The organism is Marinobacter vinifirmus (assembly GCF_002258215.1).
Taxonomy (GTDB): Bacteria; Pseudomonadota; Gammaproteobacteria; order Pseudomonadales; family Oleiphilaceae; genus Marinobacter; species Marinobacter vinifirmus.
The window spans coordinates 223,457-237,428 of sequence record NZ_NEFY01000003.1 but is presented as its reverse complement, the minus strand read 5'-3'; the positions used below and the strand labels follow the sequence as shown (position 1 = coordinate 237,428).

At 61.0% G+C, this 13,972-nt stretch carries 9 protein-coding genes; 5 read left to right on the top strand and 4 right to left on the bottom strand.

The annotated features are described in order from the left end of the window. Positions 1–4: 4 nt before the first annotated feature. The 3 genes from B9Q17_RS05580 to B9Q17_RS05570 all read right to left on the bottom strand — a co-directional run bounded on the left by B9Q17_RS05580 (position 5) and on the right by B9Q17_RS05570 (position 4,910). Positions 5–1,060 (bottom strand): efflux RND transporter periplasmic adaptor subunit, encoded by a 1,056-nt coding sequence (locus B9Q17_RS05580; RefSeq protein WP_208618759.1) that lies wholly within the window; start codon positions 1,058–1,060, stop codon positions 5–7. 87 nt (positions 1,061–1,147) lie between these two features. Further along, entirely contained in the window at positions 1,148–2,755 is a 1,608-nt protein-coding gene (locus B9Q17_RS05575; protein WP_208618758.1) for a BCCT family transporter, read from the bottom strand. Positions 2,756–2,909: 154 nt separating this feature from the next. Then, complete coding sequence (locus B9Q17_RS05570) at positions 2,910–4,910, bottom strand: TonB-dependent receptor domain-containing protein (protein WP_094624441.1); 2,001 nt, start codon at positions 4,908–4,910, stop codon at positions 2,910–2,912. Positions 4,911–5,159: 249 nt separating this feature from the next. Here B9Q17_RS05570 and gdhA point away from each other — a divergent pair, with 249 nt between their 5' ends. From gdhA to B9Q17_RS05545, 5 genes are all read left to right on the top strand, one after another. Further along, positions 5,160–6,509, top strand: a complete 1,350-nt coding sequence (gene gdhA / locus B9Q17_RS05565; protein ID WP_022990586.1) for an NADP-specific glutamate dehydrogenase — start codon at positions 5,160–5,162, stop codon at positions 6,507–6,509. A gap of 7 nt (positions 6,510–6,516) precedes the next feature. Continuing rightward, entirely contained in the window at positions 6,517–9,090 is a 2,574-nt protein-coding gene (locus tag B9Q17_RS05560; RefSeq protein WP_094624440.1) for a PEP/pyruvate-binding domain-containing protein, read from the top strand. 63 nt (positions 9,091–9,153) lie between these two features. Continuing rightward, positions 9,154–10,428, top strand: coding sequence for a sensor histidine kinase (locus tag B9Q17_RS05555; protein ID WP_094624439.1), 1,275 nt, complete (start codon positions 9,154–9,156; stop codon positions 10,426–10,428). Next, positions 10,421–10,954 carry a response regulator transcription factor gene (locus B9Q17_RS05550; protein WP_022990583.1) on the top strand — a complete coding sequence of 178 codons (534 nt, stop codon included), beginning with the start codon at positions 10,421–10,423 and terminating at the stop codon, positions 10,952–10,954. The genes B9Q17_RS05555 and B9Q17_RS05550 overlap by 8 nt, the downstream gene beginning before the upstream one ends. 250 nt (positions 10,955–11,204) lie before the next feature. Then, entirely contained in the window at positions 11,205–13,382 is a 2,178-nt protein-coding gene (locus tag B9Q17_RS05545) for a GGDEF and EAL domain-containing protein (protein WP_094624438.1), read from the top strand. On the opposite strand, the gene B9Q17_RS05540 is transcribed toward B9Q17_RS05545, so the two are convergent. Beyond that, on the bottom strand, positions 13,303–13,962 hold the full coding sequence (locus B9Q17_RS05540) for an energy-coupling factor ABC transporter permease (RefSeq protein WP_022990581.1): 660 nt from the start codon (positions 13,960–13,962) through the stop codon (positions 13,303–13,305). The two genes, B9Q17_RS05545 and B9Q17_RS05540, sit on opposite strands and share 80 nt — an antisense overlap. Positions 13,963–13,972 lie beyond the last annotated feature (10 nt).

The window sequence follows — 13,972 nt, the reverse complement described above, 5'->3', positions numbered from 1 at the left end:
GCCATTACTCCCCTTCAGCCTGGGCGTTTTCAGACAGGCTCAAGCGTTCGCTGCCCACCAGCTCATCCGGATTGGTCACCACCCGTTCGCCTTCCGAAAGCCCGGCCAGCACCTCCAGCCGGTCGTTCTCGCGAACACCCAGGCGGACCTGGCGCAGACGGGGCTGATCCTGGCTGTCCAGCACAAACACGGCCCGCAGTTCGCTGCGCTGAATCAGCGCGCTGGCCGGTACCCACAGGGCCTCCCGGCTGGCTACCGGCACACTGACCTTCACCAGCATGCCCGGGAACAGGCTGCCATTGGGTTCATTCAGGCGCAGCCGCAGGCGAAAGGTGTGGGTTTCCGGGTTGGCGTAGGGATAGAACGTCAGTTCCCCGGTTTCCAGCACCCGGCCGTCGGCCAGGGTAACGGTAGCCTGGCGTTCGCTGCGGGCCAGGTCTGCATACTTCTGGGGCAGGTCAACCACCACCCGCAATTGCTCCAGCGACAGGCCGCTGAGCAGCGGCTGGCCCGGGTTTACCGACTCGCCCAATTCCACATGGCGCTCGGTCAGGATTCCGCCATAAGGGGCAATAATGCGGGTGTAGTCCAGTTGTTTCTGCGCTTCTGCCACAGAGGCTTCCGCCCGCTCCACCCGGGCCCTGGCCGCACTGAGGTTGTTCCTGGCCTGGTCAAACTCTTGCCGCGACACCAGGCCCCGCTCATGGATGGCTTCGATACGGGTGTACTGCTGCCGGGCATCCTGCAAACCGGAGCGGGCTTCTTCAAGGCCGGCTTGCGCCTGCCGAAGGCGCGACTGCTGCTCGCTGTCTTCAAGGCGCACGATCAGGTCTCCGGCTGCTACCGAATCGTCCACATCAAACGGCAACTCGACCACCGTACCGCTGGTCTGGGCCGACACCGTGCTCTGCTGAACGGCCTCAATCAGCCCGTCAAGGTGTACGGTTTCATTGAACGGCGCCCGGGTTACCGGCGTGGCCTGGAGATCCTGTGCCGGGACTGCGATGGGCAAGAGTAACCAGGGTGCCAGAATCCATCCGATCAACGCGCGCTTAGCCATCAACTTATTCCTTTTTGGCATTTGCTAATAACCGAATTATAGCACCCTTTTCACCCGATGAAATCAGGCCCGGGGGTTATTTTCCGGCTATTCCGGCGGAGCCTCTGAGCCGCCCTCTTCGGCCGGTTTCCAGCCTTTGTCACCCAGATCGTCACTTTCCGCCAGCAACCGCAGCAGGCGTTCCCGGGTCATGGCCTCGTGCAGCTCGATCTGGCGCTGCTCGTTACGCAGGGACTTCAGCAGTGCCGTTGCCATGAAGATCATCAGCATCATGAACGGAAAGGCCGCCAGTATGGATATGGTCTGCAACGCCTCCAGCCCGCCACTGAGCAACAGTACACCGGCCACAGACACCTGCACTATGCCCCAGGTCAAGCGGGACCAGCGTTTCGGGTTGAGCACCCCCTTGCTGGTGAACATCCCCAATACAAAGGTAGCCGAGTTAGCTGAAGTGATAACAAACAAAACGATCAGCACCAGCATCAGCCCGCCCAGAATGGCAGTACCCGGCAGGTATTCCAGGGTGGCAAACAAGGCCGAACTCATTTCCGTGGTCACCGCCTCGCCCAGCGCCGCGCCCTCGAACAGTTCGAAATACAGCGCCGAACCGCCAAAGGTGGAGAACCAGACAATACTCAGCAGCACCGGCATACCGATCACCCCGAACACGAACTCGCGGATGGTGCGGCCGCGGGAAATCCGGGCAATAAAGCTGCCTACAAACGGCGCCCACGACAGCCCCCAGGCCCAGTAGAAAATGGTCCAGCGCTCTACCCAGTCGTCGCCGGTGTAAGGTGTCATCACCAGGCTCATGCCCACCATGTTGGAAAAGTAATCCCCGATGGCATTGGTCATGGCCGCCGTAATGAAATCGGTGGGCCCGAAGAAAAACACGAATACCAGCAACCCCGCTGCCAGAACCATGTTGGCATCACTCACGTATCGGATACCGCTTTCCAGCGGCGCCAGCGAACACAGCAGAAATACCGCGGCCACTCCCGCCAGGATGAACAGCTGCTGGCTGACCCCGAATGCCGTGCCGGCCACCGCCCCCAGACCACTGTTAATCTGGATAACCCCCAGCCCGAGTGTGGTGGCAACCCCGAACACCGTGGAGACCACCGCCAGGATATTGATGGCATGGCCGGCACCGGAATCCACACGGTCGCCCATGGTGGAGCGGAAGGCCTCACTGATCAGGCCGGGGCGCTGCAGCCGGAAACGCACATAGGCAATCGCCAGCCCCACCAGGGCAAAGTTGGCCCATTGATGAAAGCCCCAGTGAAACAGCGAATAACGCATGGCCATACTGGCCGCCTGCGGGCTTTCCGGTTCAGCGGAACCAAACGGCGGCGAAACAAAGTGGCTCATGGGCTCGGCCACCGCCCAGAACACCAGCCCCACCCCCATACCGGCGGAAAAGATCATGCCCAGCCAGGTCAGGTAGGAGAACTCCGGCGCCTCGCCGTCGGCCCCCAGTCGTATCCGGCCGTAGTCACTGCCGGCAATCGCTATGCAGAACACCAGGAAACCCGAGGTGGCAAACAGGTACAACCAGCCAAAGTGCAGGGTGGTGAACTCCAGGGCCTTGTGGGCATAGAAGGACAACTGGTCCGGCATCAGCCCGCCGGCCACCACAAAGACCGCCAGCAGAACAAATGAACTGTAGAAAACCCAACCGGGACGATGACTCATAACCACCCTTTTACCTGATCTTGCTGAATTGATAGCGTCCCATTCTAGTCCCCCTGCAGAAAGGCACAAAAAAACCCCGGACAGACTCAACATCCGCCCGGGGTATAAATGTCACCCGCCGGCTATGAGAAGCGGGTAACCGCCATAATCGTCTTTACCACCGGGCCGTGAGTGCTGCGCGCACGGTGCGGCCGGGTTCGTTGACCTTGAAAAACTCCTCGCCCAGGGCATCCGCTTTGCTCACGTGAGATGCCCAGGTCTTGTCGAACACGTTATCCACCGCCCAGGTCAGGCTCAGGTTAGCCATTAATGGATGGGTTCCGGACAGGTTGAAGACGCCGTAACCCGGTGAGGTGCTGGGATCAAGGCCAGACTCCAGGTCTACCCGATCCTGCCGGCGCGCCAGCTGCCATTCGGCTTCCAGGGTGTGGCCCTGATGATGCCAGCCAAGGGTCTGGATAAACTGAATCGGCGGAATCCGCGGCAGCGCCTTGTCGGCATCCCGGTTTTCACCCCTTACAGACGCCAGCTTGCTGTTCGTGCTCCAGGTACCGTTGCTCCAGCCCAGCTGGCCTTCGACACCCAGCAAGCGGGCATCAATGTTGTAGTAGCGGTCCTGGGAACGCAGAACATAGTCGTCCACCTGGTCTACCCAGACCGCCGGACGCCAGTTCCAGTTGCCTTCCCGGCCCGACAGGCTGATTTCCAGCTTGTTGTGTTTCTCGGTGTCCAGGCCCGGGTTACCCACCCAACCCAGCATTTTGTTGACGTAGCGTTCGGTCACTCCAGGGCTGCGCACACTGTGGCTGGCCACGACATCCAGGCTACGGTTTTGCGCGTAACGCCACTCACCACTGACAAAGCCACTGACGTTGTCATCGTTAGCATCGGTGTTGGTGGTGCCATATACCTGCTTGTAAGCCTTGGCCGCACTCATCGACACCATGGTTCCATCTGGCTTTTTAAGCATGTAGGCCTGGTCAGCCTTGGTGGCCTGCATCTCTACGCGGTCGTAACGAATACCGGCACCCAACCGGGTGTTCATGCGGATCTGGTGGAAGGCTTCAACAAATACACCCACACGATCCCGCTCAACGCCAGGCCACATGTAAGAGGCCACAACGTCTTTATCCACGTTGTTCAGGGCGGCATCCCAGTCGTTGCTTTCTACATCGACACCGATGGCAATGTCTTTGGTGTAGTTGATGGTCTGATCCAGCACCAGCCGCACGCCTTGAGTACGGGTCTCCGAGGCGGTCAACATTTTCATGGGAGCCGTTTGCTCGCGCAGACTGAAGTTGTCCATCACATGGTCAACGTCCGCCTGCCAGGCCATCAGGTTCCAGTCGCCGTTGGCGACGGGCGCACCCAGCTCCATCCGGTACAGGTCGGTGTCGGTTTTCGGCGCATCCATACCACGGCCCGGAAAGCTGACATCCCGCTCTTCCTGGCGGCTGACCATGCCTTTGATGTAGAAGCCGTTATCAGCTGTCCAGGCGCCATCCACCCGGCCTTCGGTGTTTTCATAGGAGCTGCGGACTTCGTTACCGTCGCCGTCTTCGTAGTCGTCCGCTTCGTCGTAGCCGCCGGCCAATCGAATGAAGGCATCCTTGCTACCGGCCGCTACGCTGCCGTTCACCAGTTTGCCTTCGCCATTGTCGGCGCCGCCCAGGGTCAGGTGGCCGGTTGTGCGGTTGTCATCCGCAAATTCCGGAGCTGCAGTGGTGGCCACCACCTGGCCGCCGGCAATCGGACCCCAGCGCAGGGTGCGGTTGCTGGTGCGCACTTCCAGCACCGGCGCCAGCGCCGTACTCAGACGGCTGGTGGGCGGGTCCATCCGGCTCGGGCAGGCGCCTTCCACCCGCATGCCGTCCAGCAATACCTCAACCCGCTCCTCGTTCTGGCCACGGATTACCGGGTCCAGGCCACGGCCACCCATACGGGACAGGGACACAGACGCATCAGACGACAACCGTTGTACCGGCTCGGTCTGGATAGCCGCCGCAGAAAGCCTGGCCGCTTCGGCGGACTGGCCTTCGGTTACCCGGATGACCACCGGGTTTTCAGCTTCGGACTGGGCACTGGCAAGGGGTGCGACGGCATAGCCGGCCATCACAAGGCTGATACAGCGAGCCAGGTGGGTTTGTTTCAACATCGGTTGGCGGTCCTTGGATCGTTCTAGTTGGTTGCATGACTAATGATCCGGAATTGTAAGACCCTTCCTTAAGCCTGGCTTGAGACACAATGCCGCACCTCTTTGGGGGTATCTCCAATAGGTGCAAAAGCACATTGTTTTGCCCTGCACTTGCAAAACCACCGTCAGATGTGGTGAAATCTCGTCCCTTTTTTTGGGTGGTCGCAAATTCTTGCGACTTTCAATACGCGAATTCCGAGGGCTTATCCCATGACAGCAAAACTCGACGAAAAGCTGGAACCGATTTACCAGGACGTTCTGCACCGCAATCCCGGTGAGAAAGAGTTCCACCAGGCAGTTCATGAAGTGCTGGAAACTCTGGGGCCCGTACTGGTCAAGTATCCCGAGTTCGCCGACAAGAAGATCATCCAGCGTATCTGCGAGCCAGAGCGCCAGATCATCTTCCGTGTACCCTGGCAGGATGACAGCGGCGAGATCCACATCAACCGTGCCTTCCGCGTTGAATTCAACAGCGCCCTGGGCCCCTACAAGGGCGGCATGCGTTTCCACCCGTCCGTTTACCTGGGCATCATCAAGTTCCTGGGCTTCGAGCAGATCTTCAAGAACGCCCTGACCGGCCTGCCCATCGGCGGCGGTAAAGGCGGCAGCGACTTCGATCCGAAGGGCAAGTCCGACGACGAAATCATGCGTTTCTGCCAGAGCCTGATGACCGAACTGTACCGTCACCTGGGCGAGTACACAGACGTTCCTGCCGGCGACATCGGCGTGGGCGGCCGCGAGATTGGCTACCTGTTCGGCCAGTACAAGCGCATCACCAACCGTTACGAGTCCGGCGTGTTCACCGGCAAGGGCCTGGACTGGGGCGGCAGCCGTGCTCGAACCGAAGCTACCGGCTACGGCACTGTATTCTTCACCCACGAAATGCTGAAAGCCCGTGGTGACTCCCTGGAAGGCAAGACTGTCGTGGTTTCCGGCTCCGGTAACGTGGCCATCTACGCCATCGACAAGTGCCACGAGCTGGGCGCCAAGGTCATTGCCTGCTCCGACTCCCAGGGCATGATCGTGGACGAGAACGGCATCAACCTGCAGACCCTCAAGCGTATCAAGGAAGTTGAGCGTCGTCGCATCAGTGCCTACACCGAGTTCCACAAAGACGCCAAGTACGTGGAAGACGGCAACATCTGGAGCGTTCCGTGTGACGTGGCCCTGCCTTGCGCCACCCAGAACGAGCTCAACGGCAGCGATGCCAAGACCCTGGTCGAAAACGGCTGTATCGCCGTGGCTGAAGGCGCCAACATGCCGACCACCCCGGAAGGCATCATCATCTTCCAGGACGCCAAGATCGCCTACGGCCCGGGCAAGGCAGCCAACGCCGGTGGTGTTGCCACCTCTGCGCTGGAAATGCAGCAGAACGCCAGCCGTGACTCCTGGACCTTCGATTACACCCAGAAGCGCCTTGAGGAAATCATGATTGATATCCACAAGAACTGCTACGAGACCGCGGCCGAGTTCGGCGCCGAAGGCAACTACGTGCTGGGCGCCAACATCAATGGCTTCCTGCGGGTTGCCAAGGCCATGAACGCCATGGGCGTGATCTGATCCTGCCATGAACGGCGAAGAACCTCGCCAGTCCGAAGACCGGGTATCTACCGGTCTGGCCGGACTGGACGAGGTTCTGGATTACCTCAGAATCGGCGATAACGTTGTCTGGCGGGTTTCCCACCTTGATGACTATCGCCGTTTCGTCCTTCCCTTCGTTGATGCCGCCGCCGATGCCGGCCGGCAGATTCTCTACCTCCGGTTTGGCGACCATCCGCCGATCATTGAAAACCACCCTGCCGTCCGCACGATCGAAATCGACGCCCTTGGCGGTTTTGAAAGCTTCACCAGCCGGGTCTGGCACCTGATCGAGCAACACGGTCGCGGCGCGTTCTATGTCTGTGACAGCCTGAGCGAGTTGCTCAATGCCTGGGCCACCGACGCCATGGTGGGTAATTTCTTCCGGGTGGTATGTCCGTTCCTGTTCGAGCTGGATACCGTGGCCTGGTTTGCGCTGCACCCGGAGCGCCACTCCCGGATGACCCTGGACAGAATCCGCCAGACCACCCAGGTAATGCTGGACGTTCGCCGCCATGGCGACAATGTGCAGGTACAGCCAATCAAGGCCTGGCGCCGGCAATCACCCACCATGTTCCTGCCCCACCGGGAGCATAACGGCCAGTTCTGCCCGATTACCGACAGCAGCGATGCCACCCGGTTACAGGCGAGCCTGGAACAGGAAGGCCTGCACCGGCAGCCCCTTCTGGATTACTGGGACCGATTGTTCCAGGACGCCAGCCGGGCCCTGTCCGAAAACGATCCCGCCGCCATTGCCAACCTGCAGGAGCAGGTGCTGCAGGTTCTGGTCAGCCGGGACCCGCAGATACTGGAACTGGCCCGCCGTTATCTGTCGCTGGAAGACCTGCTGGCCATCCGCGGCCGGCTGGTGGGCAGCGGCTATATCGGCGGCAAGGCCACGGGTATGCTGATTGCCCGGAACATCCTGCTGAAAGACGATCCGCAACAATGGCAGGAGATGCTGGAACCCCACGACTCCAGCTATCTGGGCACCGATGCCTACTATGCCTTCCTGGTGCATAACGGCCTGTGGCCGGCGATCATGCGCCAGCGCTCCGCCACCGGTTACCTGGCAGAAGCCCCGGCCCTGCAAAACGGTATTCTGGAAGGCCGCTTTCCCGATGAAATCCGGGCAGACCTGGAGCGCCTGCTGGACCACTACGGCCAGTACCCGATCCTGGTGCGCTCATCCAGCCTGCAGGAAGACGGTTTCGGCAATGCCTTTGCGGGCAAGTACGACAGCGTGTTCCTGGTCAACCAGGGCTCGCCCGAACAGCGACTGGCCGCGCTGGAAGATGCCATCCGGCAGGTGTATGCATCGTCCATGAGCAAAGATGCGCTGGTATACCGCAAACAGCGAGGGCTCGACCAGCGGGAAGAACCCATGGCACTGCTGATCCAGCGGGTAAACGGCCGGTTCCACAACCGCTATTACCTGCCGGATGCCGCCGGCGTGGGGGTGTCCCGCAACACCTTTGCCTGGGACAGCAACATGGACCCGAAAGCCGGCATGGTGCGGTTGGTGATGGGCCTGGGCACCCGGGCGGTGGACCGTATTGAAGGCGACCACGCCTGCGTGATGGCACTGGACCATCCCACCCGGCAGCCGTTCCGCAACCAGGACGAAAGCTTCCGGTTCTCCCAGCACCTGGTGGACCTGCTGGACCTGGAAACCGGGGGCCTCGAAACCCGGCCCCTGAGCCAGATGCTTCCATCTGCGCCAAACCTGCCCATGAACCACCTTGCCGAAATCGACCGGGACGCCACCGCCAGGGCCGAGCAGATCGGCCTTGATGGCCCGGTCTGGCGCCTGACCTTCCGGCCACTGGTGCAGGGCAGCCGGTTTATCAACCGGCTATCGAGCCTGCTGGCCACCCTGGAAGCCGGTTACCGGCATCCGGTGGATGTGGAATTTACCCTGCATCTGAATGCCGAGGGAGAGCCGTCTTTCAACCTGGTGCAATGCCGCCCACTGGCCACCATTGGCGAAACCGGCCCGGTGCAGATTCCGGACCCGCTGCCCGAGCCCCGGCTGCTGTTCCGGACCCGGGGCCATTTCATGGGCGGCAACATCAACCTGGCCATCACAAGGGTGATCCGGGTAAACGCCGCCATCTATGCCGGCCTGAATACCAATGAGCGTTACGAGGTGGCACGGCTGGTCGGTGAAACCGTAAGGGCTTCAGCCGAACCCACGATGCTGGTCGGCCCCGGTCGCTGGGGCACCAGCAGCCCGGAACTGGGTGTTCCGGTGCGGTTTTCCGACATTGCCGGCGTGGCCGCGCTGGTGGAAGTGTCCGAAAATGCCGGCGACATGGTGCCGGACCTGTCCTACGGTTCGCATTTCTTCCAGGACCTGGTGGAAACCGGCATAGCCTATGCGGCCCTGTTCCCGGATACCGCCCACTGCCAGTACCACCCTGATCGCCTGCCACCCTGCCAGCTTTCAGGAATGGCTGGGCAAGCTGCAGAAGCCGTGGAAGTCCATCACATCACCCGGGGCCAGCTGCAACTGACCGGCGATGTGGTCAGCCAGCAACTGGTGTGTTATTTCACCGATTGACCCCTGACAAAAGGTCGCACGTTGTTCAGATGCGCCGCAGCCGCTTGCTGCTAGAATGCCCTCATGGAATGGCTCACTCACTCTCAGACCGGTTTTCGCCAGGCTGCCCGCTACCTGCTGGGCATGCGGCTGGCCATCATCACCACGCAACTGGTGGCTATTGCCGTTGCCGAATCCGTCATCACCCTGGCGCACCGGGCCGAGGCCCTGCTGGTTTGCCTGCTGTACGGCGTGCTGGCCACCCTTGGCTGGCTCTGGTTCAACCGCAAACCGCCTGAATCCTCGGTTCCGGTCAGCCTGACCCTGGCCACGGACCTGATCCTGATCGGTCTCTGGCTGTTCTACACCGGCGGCTATACCAATCCGCTGGTGTCGGTATTGCTGCTGCCCATTGCCGTGGCCATTATCCTGGTACCAACCCGCCAGAGTATTGCGCTGACGCTCACCGGCATTGCCGTGTACACCGCCCTGGTCATATGGCACACCCCGGTGGTGCACGATCACCACGGTGGCGACCTCGCCCAGCTACACCTTGTCGGCATGTGGGTGACCTTTGCCCTGACCGCCGGCATTCTGCTGCTGGTGGTGGGCACCCTGGCCCATCGCCTGCGACACCAGCAAAGCCAGCTGTCCCGGTTCCGGGAAAACCGGTTGCGGGATGAGCAGGTGATTGCCCTTGGCCTGTCGGCGGCGGCGGTTGCACACCGGCTCGGCACACCACTGAACACCATGACTTTGCTACTGGATGAAATCCGTTCCCACAGCGGCCAGGGCAACCCGGAGCTGGAAGAAGACCTGGACATGATGGGCCAGCAGGTGATGCTGTGCAGCAGCCACCTGCAGCAGCTCACCAAAACCGCTGTAGAAGCCAGGACCGCCCAACTGGAAACCCTACCAGTACGCGAGTGGCTGGCCAGGTTGCGGGAATCCGCCACCCTGCTGTGGCCGTCCGGCCCTATCCAGTGGGCAAAGGATCATCCCGATGCCCGCATTGCGGTCGACGCCACCCTCGACCAGGCCATCCTGAACCTGTTGGCCAATGCCCTGACCGCCAGCCCCCAGTGGGTAGCAGTCAGCAGTCGGCAAACCGATAGCGGCCGCATAGAGATCGTGGTCGAAGACCACGGTGAAGGGTTGGAGGCCGCCCTGGCCGGAGCACCCGGCGAAGATATAGTCGATTCCAGGAACGGTCTGGGAGTTGGCCTGTTTTTGTCTAATGCCACCATCCAGCGGCTGGGAGGCAACCTGAAAGCCCGAACCGGCAACACCGGAACCACCATGGTGATCGATTTGCCGCAGGCCGTGACATCCACTGGAGGAGAGCCGGAATATGTCTGAACAGGAACAGTGGCTGATTGTTGATGACGACCAGGCCTTCCTGCAGGTGCTGAGCCGCTCCCTGGCCCGGCAGGGTATCGAGGCCATCACAGCCAGCAACCACGACAGCGCCCTGGATGCGCTGGATGCCCACAACATCCGCCGCTGCGTGCTCGACCTGAACCTGGCCGGCGAGAGCGGACTGCAGTTGCTGCCGGAACTTCTCGACACCAACCCGGACCTGGACGTACTGGTGCTCACCGGCTACGGCAGCATTGCCACTGCCGTGGAGGCCATGCGCCGGGGGGCTGCCAACTACCTGTGCAAACCGGTGACCGTACAGCAGCTGATCAGCGGCTTTGAACCGCTGGAAGCCCCGCCTGAATTGCGCCCGGAGCCACCCTCGGTGGAAGAAATGGAATGGGAACACATCCAGCGGGTGCTGAATGAGCACGAGGGCAACATCTCGGCGACGGCCCGGGCCCTGAACATGCACCGCCGCACCCTGCAACGGAAACTGCAAAAACACTCTCGTTGGCGCCAATAACCCCAACGCAAGCTATTCAATCCACACAATTTTGACGGACATCAATTCCGTCAGACTAATGTGTAATGCCTGCAATTCGCGTATACGCTAGGATTGCGCGGCGTCTGACTTTTGCAATAAATGGATAATCCGCTGACTGTCACTGCGGCCATCTCGGCCTCTACGGACGGTTAAACTGATTGCGATTGCTATACTTTCCGGCGCACTCACAGGGAGGAGAGCCAACCGCCAATTACCGGATTTACCCGAGATGCCCAAAGGTCCCGAACACGTCGCACCAACTGCTGATATCTCCCCGGCCCGGCTGGCATTGGTAGCCACCACCACCAGCAATATGGTGCTGATCCTGGATGGCGAGGCCCGCATCGAATGGGTAAACGGCGCGTTTGAGGCCCATACCGGTTACCCCCTGACCGATATCCGGGGCAAAAAGCCGTTTGACCTGTTACCCGGAACCGGCACCGACAAGGAAACCGTCGCCCGCATCCGGGCGCACTTCGCCAACGGCGAACCCTTCGAAGAAGACATCCTGCATTACACCGCCAGCGGCACCCCGTACTGGGTACACACCTGCAGCATGCCGATCGGCAAAGCGGAGGGCGTGGAGCCGGGCTTTGTCATCATCCAGACCAATATTTCCGACCGCAAGCACGGCGAGCGGGGCCTGCGTATTGCCGCCAGCGTATTCGACCGCAGCCACGAGGCCATCCTGATCACCGACAAGCACAACCGCATCATGGATGTGAACCCGGCCTTCGCCCGCATCACCGGCTACAGCCGGGAAGAAGTGCTGGGCCTGAACCCGAACATTCTCAGCTCCGGCCGGCACTCCAAGGCCTACTACCAGTCCATGTGGCGCTCTATCGAGCAAAACGATTTCTGGCGTGGCGAGCTGTGGAACCGGCGCAAGAATGGTGAGGAATATGTGGAGTTGTTGTCGGTCAGCCGGGTTCACCTGGAGGAGCCGGGGCAATATTTCCACGTGGCGTCGTTTTCCGACATCACCGCACTGAAAAACCATGCCCGGGACCTGGACCGGGCTGCTAACTACGATGAACTCACCGGCCTACCCAACCGGCAGTTGCTGGTGGAACGTCTTCACACGGCCCGCCAGCACGCCGACCGCCAGAAACGTTCGCTCTCGGTGTGTTACCTGGACATTGACGGTTTCAAAGCCATCAACGACGAATTCGGCCACGACGCCGGCGACAAGGCCCTGAAAACCGTGGCCGACCGCCTGGCCCACAGTCTGCGCCGGGGCGACACCATCGCGCGGATCGGCGGCGACGAGTTTGTCATCCTGGTTCAGAGCGACAACCCGGAAATCGTCTATCAGCGACTGCTGGCGGAAGTGGGTCAGCCGATCCCGGTGGCGGATACCTTTATTACGGTCACCGCCAGCCTGGGCGCCGCCATTTATCCGGACGATAACACCGACGCCGAAGGCCTTATCCGCCACGCCGACCAGGCCATGTACGCGGCCAAGGAAAAAGGCCGTAACCAGTTCCACATTTTCGACCCCGGTGAAGACGCCTTCCGGCGCCAGCGCCGCAACCAGCTGGTGGAAATCGGCAATGCGCTGGAGCACAACGAATTCGAACTGTATTTCCAGCCCCAGGTGCGGCTGGCAGACTGCCAGGTAGTGGGCTTTGAAGCCCTGATCCGCTGGAACCACCCGGCCAGGGGCCTGACCACGCCGGGGGAGTTCCTGCCTGCGGTAGAGAACAGCCACCTGGAAGTACCTCTGGGCAGCTGGGTGCTGAAAGAAGCCATCCACCAGATGAACCTGTGGAACGAGGCCGGCGAGCAGCTTGCGGTGAGCATTAACATCGGCGCACCGCACCTGATGGACCGGAGCTTTGTGCACTACCTGGAAAGCTACCTGCAGTGCCACCCGGAGGTAAATCCGGAACAGATCACACTGGAAGTGCTTGAATCCACCGCCCTGGAAGACATTCAGCGCGCCGAGAACGTACTGGCAAAGTGCCAGACCCTGGGCCTCCAGGTTGCGCTGGATGATTTCGGAACCGGGTTCTCATCCCTGACTTACCTGCGCACCCTGCCGATCAACATGATCAAGATCGACCAGAGTTTCATCCGCGACATGCTGCAGGACGACAGCGACCGGGCGATTGTGGAAAGTGTGATTTTCATGGCCCAGCGCTTCGAGAAACCGACCCTGGCCGAAGGCGTGGAAACCATGGCCCAGGCCGAAGCGCTCATGGCCATGGGCTGCAACCTGGTGCAAGGCTATGCCGTGGCCCGGCCCATGCCGGCTTCCGAGGTGCTGCCCTGGCTGGCCATGTGGCGGGAGAATGCCTCCTGCAAGGCCCAGTCGGAGCCCCCCGCTAGCGATACCGGCGCTGGTCCAGGGTGCTCAACCGGTCGGGATGGAACACCATCAGGCCGGTCACAAACGCTCCGTTGATAAAGCCTTCGGGAATCATGAACAGCGGCAGGTAGCGCAGGTATTCGTGCACCAGCATGTCGAAACTATAGGCTCCGCTGGTCCAGAGCAGCAAACACATCACCACCCCGGCCGCCGCCACTGACAGCCCGGCACCAAAGAACCCACAAAAGAAGATATAAGCGAAGAAATTTCGGAAGTTACGCCGACGCTCCCACAGCATGATGCCGTGGCTCACCAGGGCCGGCACCATCACAGTGACCAGCCCGTTGGCGGCAAACATCATCAGCGGTTCGCGCCCGGTAATCACCGTAATCACCAGCGCCAGCAGGCCGGCGAGCACTGCCAGGGCCCAGCCCACCATCAGGGTAATCACAGTGATACCGAAAATATGAATGGCCAGCCCGGGCGATATCCCCGCCCTTAACTGCCAGACAAACCCCAACACCACCGCAGCGCCAAACAGCGTGTGCTGGGCCGCGTCATCGTTGCGGAAGGCCCGCCAGTCCACGGACCGGAGGGCGGCAATCAGAACCAGCACAAACAGCAGTGCCGTGAACAGCCACTGGCCAGTGGAGAGCAGGTTGTCAGTCATTCCCATCAGTGGTCAC